The sequence below is a fragment of the Arthrobacter sp. ov407 genome (genome assembly GCF_900102895.1).
Taxonomy (GTDB): Bacteria; Actinomycetota; Actinomycetes; order Actinomycetales; family Micrococcaceae; genus Arthrobacter.
On sequence record NZ_FNGD01000014.1, the window covers coordinates 106,906 to 130,497 of the forward strand.

19 protein-coding genes and 1 pseudogene are annotated in these 23,592 nt (G+C 63.0%); 3 read left to right on the top strand and 17 right to left on the bottom strand.

The genetic code is table 11. The features are described 5' to 3' along the window. Positions 1-4: 4 nt before the first annotated feature. The 14 genes and pseudogenes from BLS42_RS17045 to BLS42_RS17105 all read right to left on the bottom strand — a co-directional run bounded on the left by BLS42_RS17045 (position 5) and on the right by BLS42_RS17105 (position 13,052). Positions 5-898, bottom strand: a complete 894-nt coding sequence (locus BLS42_RS17045; RefSeq protein WP_218122127.1) for an HAD family hydrolase — start codon at positions 896-898, stop codon at positions 5-7. Beyond that, complete coding sequence (locus BLS42_RS17050; RefSeq protein ID WP_176803497.1) at positions 895-3,540, bottom strand: phosphoribosyltransferase domain-containing protein; 2,646 nt, start codon at positions 3,538-3,540, stop codon at positions 895-897. Before BLS42_RS17050 ends, BLS42_RS17045 begins: the two co-directional genes overlap by 4 nt. Continuing rightward, positions 3,537-4,667: an HpcH/HpaI aldolase/citrate lyase family protein gene (locus BLS42_RS17055; RefSeq protein WP_256336531.1), complete on the bottom strand. Its 1,131-nt coding sequence runs from the start codon at positions 4,665-4,667 to the stop codon at positions 3,537-3,539. The genes BLS42_RS17050 and BLS42_RS17055 overlap by 4 nt, the downstream gene beginning before the upstream one ends. A gap of 85 nt (positions 4,668-4,752) precedes the next feature. Continuing rightward, the gene (locus tag BLS42_RS17060; RefSeq protein ID WP_218122128.1) at positions 4,753-5,310 is read right to left on the bottom strand and encodes a hypothetical protein; all 558 of its coding nucleotides are present in this window, start codon (positions 5,308-5,310) and stop codon (positions 4,753-4,755) included. 200 nt (positions 5,311-5,510) lie between these two features. Next, a complete protein-coding gene (locus tag BLS42_RS17065) occupies positions 5,511-6,053 on the bottom strand; it encodes a TerD family protein (protein ID WP_256336533.1) in 543 nt (180 codons plus the stop codon). Positions 6,054-6,061: 8 nt separating this feature from the next. Continuing rightward, positions 6,062-6,583: a hypothetical protein gene (locus BLS42_RS17070; RefSeq protein WP_143019227.1), complete on the bottom strand. Its 522-nt coding sequence runs from the start codon at positions 6,581-6,583 to the stop codon at positions 6,062-6,064. 34 nt (positions 6,584-6,617) lie between these two features. Further along, entirely contained in the window at positions 6,618-7,814 is a 1,197-nt protein-coding gene (locus BLS42_RS17075) for a toxic anion resistance protein (protein WP_090583288.1), read from the bottom strand. Between the two features lie 32 nt (positions 7,815-7,846). Continuing rightward, positions 7,847-8,428: a TerD family protein gene (locus BLS42_RS17080; protein WP_090583291.1), complete on the bottom strand. Its 582-nt coding sequence runs from the start codon at positions 8,426-8,428 to the stop codon at positions 7,847-7,849. 67 nt (positions 8,429-8,495) lie between these two features. Beyond that, on the bottom strand, positions 8,496-9,077 hold the full coding sequence (locus BLS42_RS17085; RefSeq protein WP_143019228.1) for a TerD family protein: 582 nt from the start codon (positions 9,075-9,077) through the stop codon (positions 8,496-8,498). A 62-nt stretch (positions 9,078-9,139) separates the two neighbouring features. Further along, positions 9,140-9,730 (bottom strand): TerD family protein, encoded by a 591-nt coding sequence (locus BLS42_RS17090; protein WP_090583294.1) that lies wholly within the window; start codon positions 9,728-9,730, stop codon positions 9,140-9,142. Positions 9,731-9,788: 58 nt separating this feature from the next. Further along, complete coding sequence (locus tag BLS42_RS17095) at positions 9,789-10,895, bottom strand: DUF475 domain-containing protein (protein WP_090583296.1); 1,107 nt, start codon at positions 10,893-10,895, stop codon at positions 9,789-9,791. A gap of 307 nt (positions 10,896-11,202) precedes the next feature. Next, positions 11,203-11,829 (bottom strand): excalibur calcium-binding domain-containing protein, encoded by a 627-nt coding sequence (locus BLS42_RS17100; protein WP_090583298.1) that lies wholly within the window; start codon positions 11,827-11,829, stop codon positions 11,203-11,205. A 349-nt stretch (positions 11,830-12,178) separates the two neighbouring features. Continuing rightward, positions 12,179-12,274: pseudogene (locus BLS42_RS20675) on the bottom strand (carbohydrate ABC transporter permease); the annotation flags it as partial. A gap of 70 nt (positions 12,275-12,344) precedes the next feature. Continuing rightward, entirely contained in the window at positions 12,345-13,052 is a 708-nt protein-coding gene (locus tag BLS42_RS17105; protein WP_143019229.1) for an Ig-like domain-containing protein, read from the bottom strand. A gap of 269 nt (positions 13,053-13,321) precedes the next feature. Here BLS42_RS17105 and BLS42_RS17110 point away from each other — a divergent pair, with 269 nt between their 5' ends. The 3 genes from BLS42_RS17110 to BLS42_RS17120 all read left to right on the top strand — a co-directional run bounded on the left by BLS42_RS17110 (position 13,322) and on the right by BLS42_RS17120 (position 19,471). Beyond that, positions 13,322-16,477: a DEAD/DEAH box helicase gene (locus BLS42_RS17110; RefSeq protein ID WP_090583302.1), complete on the top strand. Its 3,156-nt coding sequence runs from the start codon at positions 13,322-13,324 to the stop codon at positions 16,475-16,477. Between the two features lie 692 nt (positions 16,478-17,169). Continuing rightward, positions 17,170-17,862, top strand: a complete 693-nt coding sequence (locus BLS42_RS17115) for an 8-oxoguanine DNA glycosylase OGG fold protein (protein WP_090583304.1) — start codon at positions 17,170-17,172, stop codon at positions 17,860-17,862. Positions 17,863-19,141: 1,279 nt separating this feature from the next. Beyond that, on the top strand, positions 19,142-19,471 hold the full coding sequence (locus BLS42_RS17120) for a hypothetical protein (protein ID WP_143019230.1): 330 nt from the start codon (positions 19,142-19,144) through the stop codon (positions 19,469-19,471). A gap of 18 nt (positions 19,472-19,489) precedes the next feature. On the opposite strand, the gene istB is transcribed toward BLS42_RS17120, so the two are convergent. The 3 genes from istB to BLS42_RS17140 all read right to left on the bottom strand — a co-directional run bounded on the left by istB (position 19,490) and on the right by BLS42_RS17140 (position 23,526). Then, positions 19,490-20,302, bottom strand: coding sequence for an IS21-like element helper ATPase IstB (istB, locus tag BLS42_RS17125; RefSeq protein WP_090583308.1), 813 nt, complete (start codon positions 20,300-20,302; stop codon positions 19,490-19,492). Beyond that, on the bottom strand, positions 20,299-21,975 hold the full coding sequence (gene istA, locus BLS42_RS17130; RefSeq protein ID WP_090583310.1) for an IS21 family transposase: 1,677 nt from the start codon (positions 21,973-21,975) through the stop codon (positions 20,299-20,301). Before istA ends, istB begins: the two co-directional genes overlap by 4 nt. 406 nt (positions 21,976-22,381) lie before the next feature. Further along, positions 22,382-23,526, bottom strand: a protein-coding gene (locus tag BLS42_RS17140) for an IS3 family transposase (protein WP_090579609.1) whose coding sequence is annotated in 2 segments (ribosomal slippage) — positions 22,382-23,250 and positions 23,250-23,526 — 1,146 coding nt in all. Because the reading frame shifts where the segments join, the coding sequence is not laid out codon by codon here. Between the last annotated feature and the right edge of the window lie 66 nt (positions 23,527-23,592).

Below are 23,592 nucleotides of genomic sequence, written 5' to 3' on the forward strand. Positions count from 1 at the left end.
CTCCTCAATTTCCCAGCATGCGCATGGCAGGTGACGTTTCGCCGCTTGCGAAGATGCTGGTGTAATTTCCCGTTCCCGTCAGGACGCCGCAAAAAAACCGCGCTATCTCTTCGCCCGCCAGCACGCCCGACGCCGACGTGACGGTCAGGTTCGGCAGGGTGAACGAATCGCTGTCGAGTTCGCCGTGCGATGGACGGATCGCGATGTCCGCCAGCTCGAGGATGCCCGCATCCAGCCTGGAGTCGCCCGCGGCTACAAGAAGACCTGATCCGCTCCGCCGCCGGACCTCGTCCACTGCGGCTTCCTTGGTGATCGGGGCCGGCACGCAGTAGAGCTTCCGCCCCTGCAGGGACGTCGTCCAGCCGCGGGCCTCGCACCAGGCGCTGAGCTCGTCCAGGTACCCGTCGGGCAGCGCCTCCCGGTCGACGATCGAGTACGCAAAGTACTCTTCGGCGGTCCGGACCCTCAAGACAGCTGGGACTGCCGCGACACCTTTGAGGTGCCCCAACACGTCGTCCAGGGGCGCGCAGTCTGACCCCAAAGACCGCCGGATGTGCCGCGACCAATCGCCGTCCGGCTCGCCGTCGTGCAGCAGCACGGCACCGTTCGTGGTTACGGCGTACCCCTGCCCGGACCCCGGCAGCCGCACCCGGGAGAACTGGGCCTGGGTGCGAGTGGTGACGGGCACGAAGACACTCCGCTCCACGATCCCCTCCAGCAGATCCTCCGCTGTCCGGGTCATGAAGGACAGCGGTGCTGCGTCATACACCTCGGCGACCACCATCCGGGGCGCCAGATGGTCGCTTCCCACCAGCGCCATGGAGTTCGCCGAATAGATCAACGTGCGGTCCAGGTCGCTGGCCACCATGACAGGCGCACCACTCGAGTGGACGCTCATACGTCCACCACGGCCTTGCCATCGGCGCCGGTTGCTCCCGGCGTGTGCAGCGGATGGATCAGCCCGACACAGCTGTAAGCCAGGTCAGGGACCTCCACCACCTCGACGCCGCGCTGCTCGGCCAGGTGCAGCACATGGGCCAGCTCCGGCACAGCCTCGGGTCGTACTAGCACTTTCCACGGCACGCGCCGCAAGAGGACCCTGGTGGTTTCGCCGACACCCGGTTTGACCAGGTTCACGTTGTTGATGCCGAAGCTGCGGCTGATCTGCTCGACGGCGGACCATCCGGACCAGTCTGCTTCGGGGAGCTGCGTGACGTCAGAGGGGGCGTAGGCTGTTGCGCGCAGGACGTCCTCCCGGACGCCAGCGAACTGGGCCGTGATGGCTGCCAGGAAGTCGCGGGAGACGTCGCTGCCGGAGAGCTCCGAGTAGAACTTGGCCCCGTGAAAATCGCCGGGGCCGATTAACGCCTTGTTGAAAACGGTGCGGGAGACGAGACCGGAGACGGTCGAGTTCAGGCAGGCCGAGGGGACCAGATAGTCATCCCGCGTGCCGAAGATCCGGACGCAGTGCCCCGGGTCCGCGAGGACTGCAAGGTCGGGCCGGAGCGCCGGCCCATCGGTCTGTCGGAAGAGTTCGACGGCGGCGGCGAGTTCGCGGGCGATGGCTCCCTTGCCGGTCCAGCCGTCAACGAACATGATGTCGTCCGGGCGGTGCCGGGACGCGAGGTAGCCGAGGGCGGTCTGGTCGATGCCGAGCCCGCGCACGATGCTGATGGCATAGTGCGGCAGCTTCAGTCCGTGGACTTCCCAGGCCCAACGCTTCATCAGGATGCCTACGGGAGTTCCGGCGCGGGCGAGGGAAACCAACACGGGTGCGTTGCCGCGCAGCTTCAGGACCTGCTCGGTGAGCGTTCCGACGGCGTGCGCAATCCGGGCGGCCGAGCTCTCTAGCGCGGCCTGGAACAAGGCGCCGTACTCGGGCGAGGGTTCGAACTCCTGCGGCAGCGACTCGGCGTAACTGGCCTTGCCGGACTGGATGGCGGCTTCACGCTCTTCCCTCGGCGCCTCCAGCTGCGCGGAACTCAGGTCCTTCAGTAGCCATTCGACGTCCTCCGGCAGATAGGAGCCGAAGTCGGGGCCAATCAGCGGCGTTGGGAATGGCGGCTGGACCGGCAACATGACCAGCCGGACATCGTCGGCGCTACTAGCAACGGCCTCGGCGATCTTGCCGGGGCCCAAAAGCCCCGACTCCGCGGTGCCGGGTTCCGCCATGATCAGCACCGTATCGAATCGCCCTTGGGGGTGCATGAAGTTGTAGGCAAACCGCGGTCCGGGCCCGTCCGGGGCGTCGTCGTCGCTGCCAAAGGCAATCGCCGATCGGATCGCGTAGTCCGGTTCGTCCAGCGCGGCGATCGGTGAGCGGGTACTGGTGGAATAGCGGATGTCGGCGTCAGGGCGCAGGTCCTGCAGCCGGGCGGCGACCGCCAGGGGGAGTGCCATGAATTCCTCCGTGGCGAGGACCAGCACCCGGGCCCCCGTTCCGCCGCTGCCGCCAAGTGCCGCAGCCAAGGCTCCCGCGATGCACGCCGCCTGGTCCGGATCGGGACGCCCGGCGACGCCAAAGCGGGCGCTACGGATTGGTGGCACGATTCCGTGCAGGTCCAGCAGCCGGATCCGGCCCGGTCCGGGGACGGTTGCGCGCGGGAGCGGGATGCTGCTGATCAGTTCCGCCGCGTCTGAAGCGAGCGTTTCCGGCAGCTGGATGCTTCCCTGCGCCAGTGCCACGGCGCTGATCCTGGAGCCGAGTTCGCGTGCCAGTTCATCTAAGCGGTCCAGGTCTGCGGTGGAGCGCAGGTCCACTAGGGAGGCGACGACGTAGTGCCGGTGCGGTGCGGTGCGGTGCAGCTCGCGGATGGTGTTGATGATCGTGGCGCCGGTGCTCAGCTCGTCATCCACCAGGACCACGGTCTCGGCCAGGTCCAGGGCGGCGCGGCTGGTCGGCAGCAACTGGTGAGAGGTTGCGTGCGAATGCATTTCCTCGAACGCGCCGTAGGGTTCCACCCCGCTGCAGCTCAGCCGGGTGGAGTGGATGTAATAGGTTCCCAGTTGCCCGGCCACCAGCTGGCCAAGCCCGGTGGCTGTTTCGGCGTAACCGATGGTCACGACCCCGGGAAGTTCTGTTTGCCATCGGGCGAGCAGTTCGCCCAGGCCGGCCACGTCGGCCATCCTGCGGCGTCGCCCGTCCTCATTCGGGGCAGTGCCCCCGTCCGGGGCGGTGCCGCCGTCCAGCAGGCGAGCCAGCCTGCCCGCGGCCTCGTCAATGACGGCGGTCAGTGATCTGGCGGCGAGTGATCCGGCGCCGGCGTCCGGACCGGCAGCGGCGGTGACCTGGAGTTCCCTGCGGACCAACAGCCCCAGAAGCTGCCCCGCCGCCGTCGCGATCCCGGGTTCGGTGGGGACGTGCTTAGCGAGCACGCGGGACACAAGCAGGTGGGCCCTTTTAGGGTTGCGCCGCAGCGCCAGCCCGACCAGTGCCGTTACGGGCAGCACGCTGCGATTGTGGTCCGAAGCCACGTGGACGCCGAGTGCATCGCGCACGTAGCCGCCGCTCCAGGGAGCATCCGTCGAGAGTTGCTTCACCGCATGCTCGCTTCCAGTAGTTCGACAAAACTGACGCCGGGCCTCGCGACCCCGAAGGCCCTGGCACGCAACAGGGTGCGCTCCGCCCATGCACGATGTGGTTTCAACTCATTCATCTTGTTTCCATAAGACGATGCCCTTACGCCTCCGCCCGCGCTCCCGGCTATGTCCAGGGCATCGAGGTATTCCTCGTGGCTCACGACGCACATGGCGTGCACCACTGGCACGTGGCTTGGATGGATGACGGTCTTGCCCAGCAGGCCGTTCGCGAGATCCAGTTCGATCTCGCGAATCAGGCCATCCAGATTGTCCATCAGAATGCGCTTTCGGAGTTCGCCCTCGTTGACGGCCTCAAAGGGCGTGGACCGCAGTTGGGGCCGCAGGACCCGTTCCGTATTGACGAAGTGTTCCCAGACTGGGCCGGAGATGACCCAGCCGTCATGCGGGCGGCCGAAGATGTTCACGACGTCGCCAATGATGTTCGCGACCACTTTGACGTTGTAGATAGTCAGGTCTCGGGAACGCCGCAGGCCAAAGGCACTGGACATGTCCGTGGCACCGATCCGGACGCACAACACCAGTTCACGGAACTCTTCGACCAGGGCCAGATTGTCCGTCAGCACCCGGACGCGTGACTCCAGATGGGTTGTCGACAGGTCCTCGATGATCGGCATCGCCCTCAGGGCCAGCTCTGTTGAGTCTCCGGTGCGCCCGGCTTCTTCGTTCAACAGCTGCAGTGCCGCCAGGAAGGCACGCCCCCGCCCTGTCTCGTTCTCGAACTTGGGCAGGACGAAGCCGTAGACAACTGCGAGAGCCGCGCCTGCCCTGCGTCCGACGTCGAGCAGCTGTTCGGGCGTACGGCACCGGATGAAGATCAGCGGGAGCTCGCCCGGATCGTCCAGGGACAGTTCGGCCAGTGCAGCGAGCAGGTTCTCCTCTGCGGCGGGCACTTCCTCGTCGGGAACGGCGTCCTCGAGGCAGATCACGATGCTCAGGCAACCCGCCCCGGCTTGTTTCCGGATTCCTTGTGCCAGTGAGTTCCTCGTGGCCGGCGAGTACAGGGTGGCACCCAGCGCGACGGCCAGCAGGCCGGGCTCCGAGGTGCGGTGAAGCAGTTCTGGGCGCACGTGGAAGAGCCTATCCTTGACGGATTCGGCCAAGGCTTTGAAGTGCTGCATTGTCCCCTAGTTATTGCAGTAGCGCGCTGCCAGATCAGCGCCGGAGGACCCGTTGGTCCAGTGGAATTGTCATCGTGAAACCGAAAATAGCCCAGATGGCTGCGTCGGAGGCGTCTGCCGGGACGAACTCGGCGCGAAGCTCAAGGACCGCGCCGACCCGCACGAGATACATAACGCTCCGCAACCCAGCATGGTTCCGGGCAGCAACCGCGGCGGCGGTGCCGTCGAAGACGCCGACCGTCAGGGGGGTCTCTCCCGCGACGAACAGGACCCTGCGCAGGAGCCGGACATGGCGCAGGGACACAATGCCGGCCGCGTCCTGCACTCCGGCCAGGGGCCGGTTTCCGGGGGTGACGACGGCGGTGCCGGCCTTGTGCCCGTCCACGTGGTGGGCACCCGTGGTGAGCTGTTGGTCTTCCCATGCCACGGAGCGAACGCCGGTCACCAAGAGCGAGCCAATCGCGGATTGTCTCGCGTTCAGGCGAACTACCGGGTTGGCTTCCCCCAACTCGCGGACACTGCCAAAATCCGGGGCCGGGAACAGCCGCTCCGACGTGGCCGGCGCGGGCCGGGGCCCTGGCTTTGAAGCCACTGTGGTCTTCGCGGACGGTGGGGGAGCCGGGCTGGCACCAAGCGTGAGTCCGCCGGAACCCGCCCGGCTAGCGCCAAGATGTAAGGACGTGGCTGAACTTTGCGCAGTGGGTCGAAGGGGCTCAGGCTGCGCCGCTGCCTTCCGGCGCCGACTGAGGTATCCGATGTCGGTCCGGAGCGAGGTTCGGTCTAGAGCCATGCTCAGAGCTTCAACTTGAAGTCGGCGGCAACGGCTGCGAGCCCGGCTTCGTACCCCTGGCCGAGGGCACGGAATTTCCAGCCCCCGGCATGCCTGTAGAGCTCCCCGAGAATCATGGCGTTGATCTTGTCGAGGTTCCCCCGCGGCACCGTGAAACGAAGTAGCTCCCGGTTTTGGTCGGTGGCGACCCGCAGGTAGGCGTTCTTGACGGCCCCGAAGGTTCCTGGTCCCCGCACCTCAGGATCCACGTAGAGAAGCACGGCAATCTTGTGGACCGTCTCGGGCACCCGGTTGAGGTCGACGTCGATCTGTTCCTGATCTTCTGCTCCCGCGAAGGAAATGCTGCCATCGGGGCTGGCGATCTGGTTGAAGAAAACCAGATGGTCATCCGAAATGGCGCGGCCGCCCGTTCCGCACATGATTACCATCGGAACCAGCTCTGCCTGCGCGCCGCGGCTAGGGACCATGTCCCAGCCGATTCCCAGCAGCACTTTGTCCAGCCCGGGGTTCTCAGCAGTGAGGGCGGCGTTGCTGCCCGCGACCATCGAAGCCACTAGCGTCCTTCCAGATGAAGACCATCAATATCAAATTTGTCCCTGAGGAACTGGCCGTGGACAGCCAGTTCCGTTATGGCGCCCGTTCGGACCTGATTGTCCAGGTTCTGGACGGTGGAGTAGAGCGTGTCGAGCTGTTCCAGCAACACGGCTGTGTCGGTGGATTCGTCTCGCCGAGACCCAGCGGACAGCACTAGATATGCCCGCAGCGGGGACGGAAGATAGTCGGTGATGACGGCGTTCAGCAGCACGCGCTGCTCCGTCGATGCGCCCGACCGGCCGATGTAGCCAATCAGGGCACGCAGGATGTCGGCCAACTGCAGGAGTCGTGACGCCACGGTAGTGGGCAGTTGCGCGCCATTGCCCAGTACCATCCGCCGCAGCTCTTCGAGTGCGGCCCCGGTGACTGCCAGTTCGTCCGCAGCCGGATCCGTGACAAGTGGAGTTTCGGCTCCCGCAACGGCGGCGGAGCGGGGTGCCGCTCCGCCGCCGAACAACGAACTTAAGAAATTTGCGACCATAGCCTGTAAGCCTATTGCTCAGGGCTGACGGCCACTAATTCCCCTCCTGCTGCCGCACCCTGTCCAGGTAGGGGCGGGCCCGCTCCAGCCCGGTTTCGAGGGCATGCACAGTGCCTTCCATGCTCTTGTTGGCCTGGGAACGGAAGGTGTCGATGGCGTCCATGGTCTGGAAGACGTTGTCGAACGCTTTCTGCAACGTTTCCACGCTGACACCGGAGCTCGCTGCCTGCTGGTGGATCCGCGCGGTCTGATCCTTGAGCATTTCGCTTGTCTTGAGGATCATGTTGTTCGTCGTGGTGTTGATGGCATCGATCTGGTCCAGCACCATCTTCTGGTTCGCCAGGGCCTGGGCCACAATAACGGCGGTCCGCAGCGCGGAGATCGTCGTCGTGCGTGCCCGTTCCACGCCCTTGATCAGTTCGGTGTTGTTCTTGCGGATCATGTCGATGGCGAGGTAGCCCTGGACCGAGACGGCCAGCTGGGTCAGGATGTCCTGGTGGCGCTGGCGGATCGGATACAGCACGTCAGAGTCGAGTTTGCCCGCCTCTTCGATCTGGCCCTGCATCTTCATCTCGTCGATCCGGTTGGCTGTTGCCGTGTCCAGGGCCTTGGCGAACACGGCGTACTCGCTCAGTCCCTGCATGGTCTCCCACAGCTGGGTCTTTTCCTGTGCCAGGGAGGCGTTGTCCTTCAGCAGCGCGTCCTGGCCTGCCATCAGGGACTTGATGATCTTGTCGAGCTGAGTCTGGGCACTCTCATATCTCTGGAAGTACTTGGCCAGCTTGTTGCCGCCGGGAATAATTCCGAGGATCTTCCGGCCGACGCCCAAATCGGCGTTGTTCGGCGTCAGGTCTTCCACGGTGGAGCGAAGCTCACCGAGCGTTGAGGCAACCTGCACCTGGGCGCTGCTGCCGGACTTCTTCGCGCCGGCCAGCGACGTGGACGACCGCTCCAGCAGCCGGCTTGAAGTGTTGGCGGATGCCACGAGCTGCTGGCCGCCAAGCCGGTTGATGCCATCGATCTTGCTGGAGTATTCGGGGCTGAACGGGCTCATGGCCGACACTTCGGTGATGAAGGCACGAGCCTGCGCGTTTATTTCCTGCTGGCGTTCGGCCGGAACCGGGACCATTCCGGGGGCATCGTCTTCTTTGATGATGCCCGGAGCCTCCGGAGCGTTCAGCACGAGGGGGTTCGAGGCCGACGTTTCAGGCGGGGTGAGTTGCATGCTCATTTTCGCTTCTCTCTTTCTGTGGTCTCGGACTCTTAGCCGAGCTGGACGCCGAAGTCCGCGGCGATGCCAGCGAGGCCCGTGGCGTATCCCTGGCCGACGGCTTTGAACTTCCACTCGCCGTTGTGGCGGTAGAGCTCGGAGAAGATCATGCAGGTCTCCGGCGCCGCATCTTCGCTCAGGTCGTAGCGGACTACTTCCGCGTCACTTTCCTGGTTGACCACGCGGCAGTAGGCCGACCGCACCTGGCCGAAGTTCTGACGGCGGGTGTCAGCCTGGTCAATCGAGACCACGAAGACTATTCGCTCAACGTCTGCGCCCACCGCAGAGAGCTCGACGGCGACCACTTCGTCGTCGCCGTCGCCCTCACCGGATCGGTTGTCGCCCTTGTGGACTACCGAGCCGTCGGCTGCCGCCGGCTGGTTGTAGAAGATGAAGTCCGCGGAGCTACGGACCTTGCCGTCAGCGCCGAGGAGGAGCGCCGAGGCATCCAGATCGAATGCATCACCCGTTGTCGTGCGGGGATCCCAGCCCAGCCCGACCAGAACCTTGTTCAGCCCCGGATCGGTCTTGGTGAGCGAGAGGTTACTGCCTTTGGTAAGAGTCAGGCCTGACATTGTTGTTCTCCTTGTTCAATCTGGTGAAAATGCGGTGAAGTGGCCCGGCGTTGCCGGGCCACGACTTCTAGTCCAGCGCGATGCCGAAGTCTGTGGCCACGCCGCGGAGGCCTGAGGCGTATCCCTGCCCCACGGCACGGAACTTCCACTCGCCGCCGTTTCGATAGATCTCGGCAAAAATCATGCACGTTTCTGCTGCAGCATCTTCAGTGAGGTCGTAGCGGACAACTTCGTTGTCCGTCTCCTGGTTGACAACCCGGCAGAAGGCATCGCGTACTTGACCGAAGTTCTGGCGGCGCGCTTCTGCCTGGTCAATGGAGACGACGATGACGATCTTCGCGATGTCTGCTGCGACGGTATCGAGGTCGATCAGGATTTGCTCGTCGTCGCCTTCACCCTCACCGGTGCGGTTGTCGCCCTGGTGCACGATCGACCCGTCTGGCGAGGACAACTGGTTGTAGAAGATGAAGTCATCGTTGGAGCGGACCTTGCCGTCGGCGCGGACGAGCAGCGCCGAAGCGTCGAGGTCGAACTGTTCGCCAGCGGTGGTCCGCGGATCCCATCCGAGACCGATCATTGCCTTGCGGAGCCCCGGGTCGGCTTTGGTCAGGGAGAGGTTGCTGCCCTTGCTCAGAGTCAGGCTAGACAAGAGGTACTCCTTCAGTTAGTTGTGTACGTTCACTGGGGCTCAGGAACGCCCGTCCGATTGGACTAGAGGGCAGAGGCGGCGACGCCGCGAACATCGCCGGGCGTGCGTCCGTTAGCCGGAGTGCCGATGGCCTGGAAGTTCCAGACGTTCCCGTTCCGCGAAAGCTTAGACATGACCATCGCCGTGTACGGTCCCGATTCGGTGAGGTCGTAGCGGGCGACTTCGGGGCTGCCTGCTGCCGAGTCGTCAATAACGCGGCAGAACGCGTTCTGGACCATGTCGAAGGTCTGCTGGCTGTAGCTGGTGATGACAAACACGATGTGCGCGACGGCAGGAGACACATTCGGCAGGTCCACCATGAGGGTCTCGTCGTCGCCGTCACCTGCCCCGGTCAGGTTGTCCCCTGTGTGGCGAATGGAACCGTCTTTGCTGGTGAGCTGGTTGAAGAAGACCGTGTCGAGGTGCTGGCCGCGATCGTCAAACAGGATTGCCGACGCGTCCAAGTCGATTTCCACCGTCTTAGTCCCGCCGAAGAAACCCTTCTTTGCAGGGACAGCGGAGTCCCAGCCGAGACCCAAACGAACGTTCGTCAGCGAATCGCCGTTCTGCTTCGTGAGTGACAGCGACTGGCCTTTTTGCAAACTCAAACCCATTGAACTACTCGCTTTCTAGTGGTGGCTGTTGGTGCTGTTTGTCTGTGGAGCCGGGGCTCTAGCTGTTCGCAGGCTCAAGTGATTGAGCCTGCTCGGCGGCGTGCGCCCTTTTATTCCGTCGAACGGAGCCGATAAATGCGGCGCCGATAAACACGACGCCGATGAGGCCGGTAACGATCTCGTTGACGGGAACCACGATCGTAACCAACAGGATTACTGCCAGGGCACCGATGGCCCAGTGGGCGCCGTGGTCCAGATATTCGAATTCGTCCAGCGTGCCCTGCCGGACCAGGAATACGGTCAGGGAGCGAACGAACATGGCTCCGATGAAGCCCAATCCAAGGGCGATGATGATCGGGTCGGAGGTAATGGCGAAAGCTCCGATGACGCCGTCGAAGGAGAAGGACGCGTCGATAACTTCCAGGTACAGGAAGAGCATCAGGGCGGCCTTGCCGGCCAGTTGAGCCGCACCGGAGGGACCCGAGTGGACCACCAGGTCCGCATCCGTGGCATCAACGTCGCCGTCTCCATCGACGTCGAAGAGGTTTCCGAGCCCGTTCACGAGGAAGTAGGTGATCATGCCCAACAGACCCGCGAGCAGGACGATGCCCTGCTTCTCACCGGCTACAGCCCCGGCGATAGCCAGCGCTGCCATTCCGATGATCAAGGATGCGCCTTCGAGTTTGCCCAGCCTGGCGAGCGGGATTTCGAGGAACTTGATCCACTTGATATCACGGTGGGCCAGGATGAAGTCCAAGAACAGCATCAGCAGGAACATTCCGCCGAAGGCGGCGATTTGCGGGTGGGCTTCGTGCAGCAGGTATCCGTAGCTGCCCGGGGTGTGCGGATCACCCTTTTCCATGGCCAGACTGACGGCTTCGACGGGATTCAGGTCGGCGGTGACTCCCACGATGAGCAAGGGGAAAAGAATACGCATACCGAACACGGCGATAATGATGCCCACGCTCAGGAACATTTTCTGCCAGAACGGGTTCATTCGCTCAAGGATTCGTGCGTTGACAACAGCGTTGTCGAAACTAAGGCTGATTTCAAGAATGCCCAAGATAAGGCAGAGGATCAGTGCCTGAGGTCCGCCATAAAGAAAAGCGACCACCAATGCGATGAGGGTGACCGCGAACGACCAACCGAAAGTCTTGAGAAACACGCTGGAACAACTCCTGGAACGAAAGGTCCTGGCTCGTCAACGACGGCAGGACGGCGAGAAACATCCCGGAAGTTATCCCCCAAGACTTCGTGGCAACATCCTAGCCGCACGCTGGGCCGCTTTGTCCTGCGACGCCCCCATGTTTTTTGATTGTGATCGCACCCGTCCCGAAGTCGCCGACGCCTTCGCCGTTGACGAAGGTAGGCGGATAGACCTCGTGGACGACAGCCGACTGCCGCCGCTCGGCAGCTGGTGCGCGAGAGAGACTCTCTCGCGCACCAGCCGGACCGGGAGCGGGCGATAATTGCTACTCGCAGGCGACGCCGTCGCCGTCACGGTCGAGCTTGCGGCTGTAGCCGGGCTGGCCTGCGTAGATCGGGGCGGCCCCTGCTTGTCTCACCGCGGTGCAGGTGGCGTAATACGCTGCCGCGGGTGCCGGCGGTACATATGGTGCCGGCGGAGCCTTCACGACTGGCGGTGCCGCCGGCGGTGCTTTTACTACCGGTGGGGCCACCGGTATTGCCTTCACGACCGGCGGGGCCACGGGAGCTACAATCTTTGCCGCGACCTGGGTGGGTGAGGGAGTGGGTGTCGGCGTCGGCGTTTCATCCGTGAGGTGCTTGACCCCCAGCTCCACGGTGGAACCCTCGGCGACCTTGGTGTGGGCGAGAGGATCCTCGCTGGCCACCTGCCAGTTTTTCTCGATGAAGATCGTCTTGCCCTCGTCCACATCCGTGGCATGGGCCTTCAAACCGATGCTTTGAAGCTGGTCAATAGCTTTGTCGAGGGTGAGGCCGACGACGTCGGGCACCTCGATGGTGTTCGCGGCTACAGCCGTCGCCTTGGCGGTTTCTGTTTGGGCTGATGCCTGTTTGCTGCCGCAGCCTGTCAGCATGAGACCGGCGAGCATTAAAAGAGCGAGTGTTTTCTTCAAGATTCCCCCTGCTTGCAGCGAGGCCGCAACTGTCGGGAAGGGCGTGGTTGCCTGATGCTTCCGATGGGCTCGCTGGGAATAAGCTACCAGTTCCCGGGGAAGACGATCACAATTTGAAGGCGTGTGTACCCCTCTGCCGGAGACAATTCCGTCGGTCATCTCGACGGCCTTCCAAACCCCGCTCAGCCGGGCGAGACGCTTTTCGGTCAGATAGGCAAAGTCCCGGGCCTCGGTAAGGGACGTCCGGATTTCAGCGGCAGCGTCGACGGAGCCAGCGGCGTCCGCCCGGAGATCACGGCGGACTGCCACCAGTCAGCCGCCGGCGTGAGCTCCGTTTGCTCGACGGGGCTCATTTGCTCGCGCCCGCGGTGAGGCCTTCGACGATCCGTCGCTGGAAGATCAGCACCATAATGACCAACGGTACGGTGACGATCACGCCGGCGGACGCGGGGCGACAAAGGTCGATTTGAGGAAGCATGCAGTCGGTGCCGGCGGCAGAGTGCGGGACGAAATGATTACGGAGTGTCGACAACGCCTGGGGCGCTCGCCGATATTGCCAATTCCGCCGTTTCGACTCGGACCGTGTTTGCCCTGGCAGCTTTCAACGCCGCTTTGGCGGCGGTCAATGAGCCGGTGTTCAATGTCTCCAGCCGCAGTTGCTCCGTCGCCGACGCCACGGCCTCTTCGTGCTCTTGCCTATGAGTAGAGGCAGACTTGGCCGCGTGATTTACGGCAGCTGCCAGTTGACGCACTTGCTGGCCATCCTCGGCGCGGCAAGCTACTAAAGTCGCAAATTCCGCGCCCTCCAGCATCAAATAAAGCTCACGCATGTCATGCGTCTTGTTTTTCTTCAAGAGGCCGCCCGCCAGCAATCCCACAGGTCCAAACATCAGGCCGCCAGCAGCCATCCTCGTCAGAGTGGCGCGGCTACTCGTGGCGAGATTGCCAGCGGTGTCGACAGTAGCCCGCACGGTGTCGTCCATTGTGTAAGTACCCTCAGGCAACACGAGCTCGTGCTGAAAGATACGGATGGGCCCCTTGGCTCCGGAATATGTGCCCAGATGTTCGCGACCGACGGAACCAGACGACTTGAGTCGCCTTTCAGCTGATTTCAACCGCGACTCTCGCGCCTTCTCTTCAGCCCGGACAGATTTCTCCGCAACCTTGATGTTTCGTTCGTACTCGAGAACCGCGTCGTAGTGTTCGCGCTCTAAATCCGACATTGCCGCCAGTCTCCGGCGGTGCCGGACAACAATCCACACAAGGATAGATACCGCTACCAGCGTGACCACGGCAGCCACTAGGATGCCAGTGCTCGCTTCCCCCATTTTTATTTCCTCATTCGCTTTTTAGTGCCAAGAAGTGACACCGTGGAGAAATATATATCACGCAGACTGGAACGTCAGTTGTCACAACTGCCCACTCGGATAGGCGGCTTTCAGCTCCGGCTCGGATCCCACCGATCTTGAGACAGAAGCTATACCCTGGCGCAGTGACTAATTTCATTGGGGGAGTGGCAGCGGGGCAGCTGCCCGAGGGCTTGTATGAACTACTCAGCACGGAGCTACTCGGCACACGCCTGGACCAAGCACCAGAGTTGCAGCCGATCTTCGCAGACATCGAGGACGACGATAGCCCGGACATCCTTTCCCGCCACGTCGCCGACGCCGTCCGCCAAGCCCTCACAGCGGCCAAACCAACCGAACGCGTCGCCCTCGCGAACAAGCTCCTGCAGGAGCTGCAGCACAGCGACCGTATCGCCGAAGGCCCCACCCAGCTCCAGTCACTCCATCGCCCAGACACCCTGAAACGCCGCAGCCTCCACCGCCCCACCACCAAGCTGAGCGACTCCGCACTGCTCACCAACAGCAAGGACGATCCGAACCTCGCGGCGGAGCTACGGACCGAAATTGAGTCCGCGGATACCGTCGACCTACTGTGCGCTTTCGTCCGTTGGACAGGCCTCCGCCTGCTCCATCCGGCGCTTGAGGAGCTCAAGGAACGCGGCGCCAAACTCCGCGTCATCACCACGACTTACATGGGCGCCACAGAACGCCGCGCCATCGACGAGCTCGTGACCCGGTACGGGGCGGAGGTGAAGATCAGCTACGAAACCCAGGCCACCCGCCTCCATGCCAAAGCCTGGCTGTTCCGCCGGAACTCAGGATTCGACACCGCCTACGTCGGCAGCTCCAACCTCAGCCAAGCGGCCCTCCTCGACGGTCTCGAATGGAACGTCCGGCTCAGCTCCGTTGGCACGCCGGCCCTGCTGAACAAGTTCGAGGTCACTTTCGACAGCTACTGGGCGCAACGTGCCTTCCAAAGCTACGATCCGGAACGCGACGGCGAAAAGCTAGATGCCGCGCTGGAACGCAACGGTGGCCGGCGTACGGCAATCCAGGGGGCAGCCACTGGACTCGAGGTCCAGCCGTTCCTCCACCAGGAGGAGATGCTTGAAGACCTGGAGGCCGAGCGGCTCAAGGGTTTCGACCACAACCTCGTGGTCGCAGCCACAGGAACCGGGAAGACCGTCGTCGCAGCGCTGGACTACAAACGCCTGTGCGAGGCGGCCGGCCGTGATCTGAAGCTGCTCTTTGTTGCCCACCGCCAGGAAATCCTGCAACAGGCCATGCGCACCTACCGAGACGTCATGCAGAAGGGTGCCTTCGGCGAACTTTACGTCGGGGAACACAAACCCGAGCAATGGAGGCACATCTTCGCCTCCGTCCAGTCGCTCTCATCCCTCGGCATTGAACAGCTGGCACCGGAATTCTTCGACGTCGTCGTGGTCGATGAATTCCACCACGCCATGGCGTCAACCTACCGCCGGCTGCTGGACCACCTGCAGCCGAAGCAGCTCCTCGGACTGACCGCGACGCCGGAACGCGGCGACGGCGTCGACGTCGCTAAGCAGTTCTTCGACGGTCGCACCGCCAGCGAACTGCGCCTCTGGGACGCGCTGGATGCCGATCTGCTGGTGCCGTTCCACTACTTCGGCGTCTCCGACGATGTCGACCTCAGCCAATTGGAGTGGAAGCGCGGCAATTACGACACCGCGCAGCTGAACAACCTGTACACCGGCAACGACGCCCGCGCCGCCAAGGTGATCCGCGAACTCCGTGACAAGGTCACCAGCACGGAGCAGATGCGGGCCATCGGCTTCTGCGTCTCGGTCCAGCACGCCCACTACATGGCCGAGGTCTTCAACCGCGCCGGGATTGCCTCCGTTGCCGTCGACGGGAGCACCGACGACGCCGACCGGGCGGCGGCGCTGAAGCGCCTCGCCGCACGCGAGATCAACTGCATCTTCGCCGTCGACCTCTTCAACGAGGGCCTGGACCTGCCGCAGGTGGACACCATCCTGATGCTCCGGCCCACGCAAAGCGCCACGATCTTCCTGCAGCAACTGGGACGCGGGCTGCGCCGTGCCGAGGGGAAGGCGGTGCTGACAGTCATGGATTTCATCGGACAGCAGCGCCGGGAGTTCCGTTTCGATCTGCGCTACCGGGCGCTCACCGGCTATGGGCGCAAGGAGCTCGAAAAGGCCGTTGAGGACGAGTTCCCGTACCTGCCGTCGGGCTCGCAGATCGTGCTGGACCGGGTGGCGCAGAAAGTTGTGCTGGACAACATCAAGGCGCAGCTCCGGTTCAACCGCGTCCAGCTGGTCCGAGACATCGCCTCGTACGCGGAGACCGAGCTGGAAGCCTACCTGCAGCGGTCCGGGAACGACGTGAGGTCGATCTACCGGTCCACCAAGGACTCGTGGACCGGCTACCTGCGCCAGGCCGGCCTGATCGAGGGGTTCTCGCCGTTGGAAACGGTCCTCCTCGGAAGGATTCGGGAGCTCTCCGACGCCGACGAGAAAAAGCTCCTCGGCCGCATGGCTGCGCTGATCCATGTGGACGATCCGGAACGCGCCGAGGCCTACTCGATGCTCGTCGGGGCCGACGCGCCCCGCTATGCGGAGCTCGGCATGCGGGAACAGACGTTTGCCCGCATGCTGTTCTACACGCTCTGGGACGACGGCGGCGGTTTCCAGTCGTACGACGCCGGGCTGGACTACCTGCGCGGCTACCAGTTTGTCTGCAGCGAGATCCGCCAGATCGTGAAGCTCGGTGTGGCCGCGTCCAAGCATGCAGCCAAGGGCCTCGGTGCGGGGCTGCAGCATATTCCGCTGCTATCACACGCCACCTACCGGCGTGAGGAGATCCTGGCGGCGCTGCAGTACGGTTCGCTGGAGCTCGGCAAGAACGTGCAGCACCGCGAGGGCGTGGCCTGGTGTCAGGCGACATCCACGGACGCCTTCTTCGTCACGCTCAACAAGGACGACAAGAAGCACTCGGCAACCACCATGTACAAGGACTACGCCATCAGCCCGGAGCTGTTCCACTGGGAATCGCAGAACGCGACGTCACCCGGAAGCTCGACGGGAAAGCGCTATCTGGACAGGGCCGGACACGGCTCGAAAATCCTGATCTTCACCCGGGATACGTCGGAAGACGAGACTGGGTTGACCGTTCCCTACACCTGCCTGGGCCAGGTGGACTATGTGCAGCACGCGGGGGAGAAGCCGATTGTCATCACCTGGAAGCTGCACCGGCCCATGCCGGCCGACGTGTTTGCGGCTGCTGCCGCAGTGGCGCAGTGACATCGCAGGCCCGACGTCTCGACCCGTAATCGTGAGGCCGGGAGATTGAGCCGCCCCACCGCTACAGGCAAAACCCAAGGAATCGGCGAGATTCCGGGGGTTCTCTGTCGTAATGACCAGAGCCTAGGTCAGCCCCATCCTCTGGGTTTCTTAGAATCCTTCATCTTCTATCGGAGGTAGATTTTTGTGGATGGTTCCCGACGCCCTTGCAACGTCCTGAAGCGGCTGGCGTTTGGGGCCGTGTCGGCTGTCTGAAGACTTCGAAGGGATAGGCAGGGTAAGTGGGCGGCTACGGCATGCCGGACGGCTCAGCACACCCGTGGCGCGCTATAAAGCTAACGCTAATAAGGGGAGATAGCTTCCCGAATCTTTCGAAGCCGACACCGCCGTAGGCCGAGCGTTCGACTGAAAATCGAAAGGTCACCGGTTCGACGCCGGTCGGAGCCACCGGCTAGAACTGCGCAGTTCCCAGTGTTTCCAAGGGAACGGCGGGGTTTTTTCACTGCAGCCTGAAGCTCAGAATTCAACCTAGGCCAGCCGCAATCAGCCTAATTCTGGGGCGGACCTCTGGTATTCCCTTGGTAGACGCTGACACTGGCGTATGACCGTAGACGTAGACCGGCAAGCCGCTGGGCCCCTTACGCTCCGTGGCGTTGGTCTGTCCCGCCGGTGGAGTGCGGGAGGATACCAAGATGACGACAGACGTTCCCCCATCCCTTATTGCCCTTCTCGAAGATGAGCCGACTCCGCAGGTCTCGTTTGACTGGAACCGAGAGCCGTGGCGCCTACAGATGCATGACCTGCCGGATGTACTGGCAACCCTAGACCAACTTCCGGACAGGGTAGACCGTCCGATCATCCGCGACGTAGTGCTGCGAGAACTCGACGGCGGGCGTGTGTTGTCCGCCTTCGTCCCTGCCATGGTTTGGGGCTGGGGAACAACGTCAGATAGGGGAGCCCTCCGAACTCGTTGGATACTGACGGAAATTGATGACAGAAGCCACGACCCGATGCTAGCGCCAGTCGTTCCGTCCGTGAGCGGTAGGTTGGAAGCCGGAGCCCAGGCGGCCCGGGACGACGGGCCGCATGAAGCGTTCCGATTGATGAATAACGACGGAGCCATCAAACACCTCGGACGTTCATACTTCACAAAGTGGCTGTACTTCGCATCCGCGCTTGAAGGTCCTGACGATGCGGCGGCTGCTCCCATCCTCGACGACAAGATAGCCGGCTGGCTGGACAGAGAAGCGAAGTTTTCCCTGGACAGGACTACCGCATCTTACGCGCGGTATCTCGAGTTGTTGGCATGCTGGGGCGAGCGATACGGGCGCACCCGAGTTCAGGTTGAAAAGGCCATTTTCAAGCTCGCCACAGGCAGGGGCTGACTCGGTCAAATCGTGCAGTGGAAGTAGCAGGGTTGGCTCATGGGCGACTCATAATCGTGAGGACGGGAGATCGAGCCTCTCCGCCGCTACAGACAAGACCCCCGGAATCCGCGAGATTTCGGGGGTCTTTCGATTCCCGGGGGCAGCTTGATCCTGACGACCTTCCACCGGGTACTCCCCGAACCGCCACGTTTCTCTCAGTCGTGGATGAGGATGTTTTGGAACGGCAGGGAAGTTGGCCTCGGCGGCAGGAGTCAACTGACGAGAGGGCCGATTGGAGCGTGTGCTGGCTCGGCCAGAAGGGTTGGCCGAAGAATCCTTAGGGGCTTCGGCTTCGGCTTCGGCTTCCGCGGATTGCGGATTGGCCCGCGAGTCGCCAGATACCCATCACATCGTTAATTTTCAGGTGCCTGCGCGCGCTCTGGGGTCCCACTCGACGTCAAAATGCTGGCACAGCGGTAACCCTGCTCTAGTTACTTCGTGGCACTTCAAGGAGCCCGGGGCAGGCTTTAGGAACTCGTCGGGCGAGGATACGTGCACCCCGCAAGGAAGCCAGTGGTCCTTGGGTCTGCTGTAACTTAGAGCAGGGGCAGCGAAAGTCCCATTCAGCTCAAAATACGGGGGTAGTTGGCGTGGAGGGTATCAATCTAGGGCTCAGGTGTCAGGACGTGCACTCGGGAGTTCGCAACGTGGACCCCAATTCTCCACTCCTCAGCCCCTTGAACGACACTCGTATCATCGGTATGGCCGCGACAATCGCAGGTCTCATACGTGGGCGAGATGTTATACAAGACGGACAAGCGCTGATGACGGTGGCCGCCGCTCAACTCGACGTCAACATGCTGTCCTTTGATTCTGTGATCCGCGTACTTGAAGACGTAGATTTTGTTCAAGGCGCGCGTTCAACGGGTTGAATAACAAACTTGATCATCTGCTTGAGTTCTCCCAGTTCGATTACTGGGTGAAGGAGCCACATATGACTGTGTCAACCTGTTTGGAGCCCACCAGGGCGGCTAGAACGGTACCCATCGACGGGCTTGCTGGGTGCTTCAGGTGATAGGTCGTATCATCACAACCAGGACAGGATCGACAAACAGCCCCGCCCCGTTTTGCTTACTTGTTAGGAGCTCACATGCCCAGGAGACCGTACAACTGGCAACCGGGCTTTGTGGCCGGCAGGGGCTCCGTTCTTCTGAGCGGAGCTGGCTGCAGCCTGAACTTCGCTGAGGTTTACCCCTTTGGTTTATGGGTTCAGATGAGTGTCAGGTTTAAGGGCCCATTGACACTCGAGCAGCAGCGGGAAATCGATCGCCAAGTCGGCGCCTATCTGCGGAATTCTCCGGCCGAGGGCCCTCAACTAGCTGTTGATCAAGATAGCTCCGGGCGTTCCACCGCTGAAATTGTCACGCATGAGGGGCACAACAACTTCTGGACCATCTCATTTTGGGTTGATCACGACGTCGCCGCAGGAGCGTTGTCGATTGTGTTCACCTGGACGGATCAGGATATTGAAACGACGTTCTCGGTCACGGGCGAAGACGTCGATTCCGCCCTGAGTGAGGCGACAGAGCTCTGGAAGACCTCATCGATGGAGTACACCACCTTCTGAGCAGGGGCATTAAGGCCGCTAGGACTGCTGCTGTTTGGTGTGGGCGAGGCGGTAGGAGTCGGTGCCGGTTTCGATGATGGCGCCGTTGAAGGTGAGCCGGTCCACGATTGCCGCGCACAGGCGCGGGTCGGTGAAGGTTTTGGTCCAGCCGGAGAACGATTCGTTGCTTGCGATCGCAATGGAGTTCTTCTCCTCCCGTTCGGTGAGGACCTGAAAGAGGAGTTCGGCGCCTCGGCGGTCCAGTTCCATATAGCCAAGTTCATCGATGCAAAGCAGATCGACTCGCCCGTAGCGGGCGATGGTTTTGGCCAGGACTTTCTCATCGGCGGCTTCCACGAGTTCGTTCACGAGCCGGGTCGCGAGGGTGTATTTGACCCGGTAGCCTTTCTCGGCCGCGGCGGTGCCGAGCCCGATGAGTAGGTGGGATTTGCCGGTTCCGGAGTCGCCAATCAGGCATAGCGGTGCGCCTTTGCGGATCCAGTCCCCGGTCGCGAGGGTGTGGATGGTGGCGGGGTTGATGTTCGGGTTCGCGTCGAAATCGAAGTCCCCGAGCCATTTGTCCCTCGGAAAGTTCGCGGCTTTGACGCGGCGGATGGAGGAGCGCCGGTCCCGATCGTCGCACTCTGCCAGCAGCAGTTCGGCCAGGAAGCCTTGGTAGGAGAGCTGTTCTTTCCCGGCGACGGCCAGGGCTTCGTCGAGGACCGCCCTCACGGTGGGCAGGCGCAGCCGGCGGCAGGCCTGGTCCACGGCCGCGACGGCGGCTTGTTCGGTCAGTCCGCGGCGCCGTCGCAGGGTCGGGGTGATGGTGGTCGCCGCTGCGGTGGGGCTCATGAGATGTTCTCCTTCGACGCTGTTCCTGCGGGATGTTGGGTGCGTTTGGCCAGCAGCTCGTCATAGGCACTGACCGAGGGCAGTGGCCGGGTATCGGCCGGGAGCCCGGCGATGACCGCGGCCGGGTCCATGAGCCTGCGCTGAGTAAGACTGACAACTCGTTGCACTTTCAATTCGCCTTGAGCATCGGGATGACGGTCCGAACCGGGCCCGCCCCCGGACGAAATCGTGGCGTGTCTGCGGGCCTCGACGGCAACGACGTCTGCACTGACCGCGCCCACTCCCAGCGCCGCGGTGATTCCGGCTTGGATGTCGGATGCGTCCATGGAGCGGTGGAGCAGGAGGACGTCGATGAGTTCCTGGGTCCCCTCGGCGTCGCCGTTGACCCGCCGGGAGGCAGCCCAGAATGCCTCGTGGGCGGACGTGAACGCCCCGGATGCCCGGGCCCGGGCCAGTGCAGTGGACCCGGGCAGGGCGCCGGGTTTGGTTTTGAGGACCTCGAGGTAGTGGTCCAGCAGAACGGAGCACCCGGACCGAGCCGCGACCCGCTGATGCCTGGCAGCCACTCCGCAGCCGTCGAACACCACGACTTCGGACGCCCGCAAGGACACCCGGACCCTCCTGCCGATGAACCGTGCCGGGACCGAATACTTCACCATCCGCACCGTGACCATCGAGGACCGGTCCACTCTGGGGTTCAACACCAGTCCCGGATCAAATTCCTCCGCCGGCAACGGCGCCAGGAAAGGCTGCTCCGCGGCGAAGTCCCGCCCGATGGTGCGGATCCTGTCACCGATCCGCCTGGAGTTGTCTTGTTCCTCCCAGGCCCGGATGCGGTCGTTGAGCTCATCCAGGGATCCGGCGACCGGCATCGGGGAGAGCCTGTTGCGCCGGAACCAGCCCACCTCGCCCTCGACCCCGCCCTTCTCATGCGCCCCGGCGATGCCGGGCTGGCAATAAAACGCATCGAAGCCGTAGTGGGATTTGAACAGCACCCAGCGGTCGTTCTCAACCCGTTGCCGTCCTTGCCCGAACACCACGGCGGTGACAGCGCTGGTGAGGTTGTCATACCGGATGTGCCTGACCGGCACGCCGCCGACCTCGTTGAACGCCTCGATGTGGCCTTCCAGGAACGCTTCCTGCGCCTGGGTCGGGTAAATCCGGTGGATGGCCTTCCCGGAGTGGGAGAGGCGAAAGACGAACATGTGGCATTTGGTCTTCACACCGTTCAGGACGACCCAGACTTCACCGAAATCCACCTCCGCCTCCGCGCCCGGGGCGTGTTCCTGCGGGATGAACACCTCCACCCGGCGGCCGGCCTCCACATCGATCCGGGCCCGGCGGATGCGCACGTAGTCACGCACGGTCGAATATGACAGCTGCTGCGCTCCATGCTCCTCGATGAGCCGGGCAAGGATCCGGCGCGCGGTATGGCGCTGCTTCCGCGGCGCCGTCGTGTCCTCGATGAGCATCGCATCGATCGCGGCCTTGAACGGTTCGAGCCGGGGAGAGGACCTCCGAGGGATTTTCCGTTCAGGCGGGACCGGGGAGTTCAACGCCGTCCGCACGGTCTTTCTCGCCACCTGATGTCTGCGCGCAAGCTCCCGGATCGACACGCCCTCGACTCTGGCGTCCCTTCGGATTCTCGCGAACAGCTCCACTCTTGACCCCATCCCGGCCCTCCTGCAATTGACCCCCACAATGATGGGATCAACGCTCACAGGTGGGTACCATTCAAGCCGTCATTAGCTCCGGCATGTCCCGCAGGTGGGTACCGTTCTGGCCGTCCTGACGGGCTCCGATCAGACTGACATATTCACACATAGGAACCCGACTCAGCTTGTCGCTCACCTTGCCAAGGCAAGCAAGCTTCTGAACCCGCTGGATCCTGCGCACCGTGCTGTCTTCCTGGACCTCTGCTGGCTTTACCTGCTAAGCCTGACCCGTGTTACTGGGTACGTGCGCGGGGGCTTTCTTGGCGACCCCGAGAGGGCGGTTCAGGAGTACCTCTTTGGGGGGCCGGCAGGGTTGGACGAGAAACGCGTGAGGGACTGCCCCGGCTTTTGTTGACTCGGGGTCTTAGGCCGCTGTGAGCGCGGTCCGGTTGATTGTTTCATATTCGATTGGCGTTAGTTTTCCCAGCCGTCGTTGCCGTCGCCGGCGGTGGTAGGTCCGCTCGATCCAGATTGTGATTGCCAGCCGGAGTTCCTGCCGTGTGAGCCACCGCTGACGGTCCAGGACGTTCTTTTGCAGCAGGGAGAAGAACGATTCCATCGCGGCGTTGTCCGCGCACGCACCGACCCGGCCCATCGATCCGGTGAGCCCGTGGTGCCGAAGCGATTCGACGAACCGGCGGGACCGGAACTGGGATCCCCGATCCGAATGCACCACCGTTCCTGCCGGGCGGCGTGCCCGCACCGCGTTCTCCAGTGCGGCCACGGCCAGCGAGGATTTCATCCGCGAGTCCATCGAGTATCCGACGATCCTGCCGGAATAGACGTCCTTCACCGCGCAGAGGTAGAGCTTCCCTTCACCGGTGGGGTGCTCAGTGATGTCGGTCAGCCACAGCTCGTTCGGCGCCGCCGCGGTGAAGTCCCGCTCCACCAGGTCATCGTGGACCGGCGGTCCCGGCTTCCGGTTCAGGCCACGCTTCTTCGAAAACACCGACCAGATGCCATGGTCCCGGCACAGACGCTGCACCCTGTTCTCGCCCGCGGTGATGCCTTTCTCCGGGAGTTCATCGGCGATGAACCGGTACCCGAAGGCGGGATCGTCGTCATGGATGTCCAGCGCCGCGTTGACCAGGTGGGCATCCGCCCAGTCCCGTTCCGTCACCGGGCTGGATCTCCACCGGTAGTACCCTTGCTTGCTGAACTTCAACACCCTGCAGGTCACCGCCACGGGAATTCCCTGGGCGGCAAGATCCGTGACCAGCGGGTAGATCATTTTGGGTTTATGTCCCTCGCCAAATAGGCAGCAGCCCGGCGCAGAATCTCATTCTCCTGCTCCAACAAGCGGTTACGCTTCCTCAACTCCCGCATCTCGACCGACTCCGCCGCTGCCGGGCCGGCCCCGGATTCCTTACGCTCGGCAATGGCAATCCAGCGCTTCAACGTCGTGACCGAAAGCCCGAAATCCTTCGCAATCTGTGCCAGCGGCGCCCCGCCCTTGCGGGCCACATCAATAACATCCTGGCGGAACTCCGCCCCATAAGCCGTAGGCATGGTCAACATCCTTCCACGAGCACCCGCTCGCTAGGTCAAGGAGTCAACAAAACCGGGGGCAGTCCC

What these genes read in the sequence shown, in the direction of transcription:
- BLS42_RS17105 (WP_143019229.1), bottom strand. Translation starts at nt 13,052, where the DNA reads ATGTCGGATTTAGAGCGCGAACACTACGACGCGGTTCTCGAGTACGAA.
- BLS42_RS17080 (WP_090583291.1), bottom strand. Translation starts at nt 8,428, where the DNA reads ATGTCAGGCCTGACTCTTACCAAAGGCAGTAACCTCTCGCTCACCAAG.
- BLS42_RS17075 (WP_090583288.1), bottom strand. Translation starts at nt 7,814, where the DNA reads ATGAGCATGCAACTCACCCCGCCTGAAACGTCGGCCTCGAACCCCCTC.
- BLS42_RS17090 (WP_090583294.1), bottom strand. Translation starts at nt 9,730, where the DNA reads ATGGGTTTGAGTTTGCAAAAAGGCCAGTCGCTGTCACTCACGAAGCAG.
- istB (WP_090583308.1), bottom strand. Translation starts at nt 20,302, where the DNA reads ATGAGCCCCACCGCAGCGGCGACCACCATCACCCCGACCCTGCGACGG.
- BLS42_RS17070 (WP_143019227.1), bottom strand. Translation starts at nt 6,583, where the DNA reads ATGGTCGCAAATTTCTTAAGTTCGTTGTTCGGCGGCGGAGCGGCACCC.
- istA (WP_090583310.1), bottom strand. Translation starts at nt 21,975, where the DNA reads ATGGGGTCAAGAGTGGAGCTGTTCGCGAGAATCCGAAGGGACGCCAGA.
- BLS42_RS17115 (WP_090583304.1), top strand. Translation starts at nt 17,170, where the DNA reads ATGACGACAGACGTTCCCCCATCCCTTATTGCCCTTCTCGAAGATGAG.
- BLS42_RS17045 (WP_218122127.1), bottom strand. Translation starts at nt 898, where the DNA reads ATGAGCGTCCACTCGAGTGGTGCGCCTGTCATGGTGGCCAGCGACCTG.
- BLS42_RS17065 (WP_256336533.1), bottom strand. Translation starts at nt 6,053, where the DNA reads ATGGTCGCGGGCAGCAACGCCGCCCTCACTGCTGAGAACCCCGGGCTG.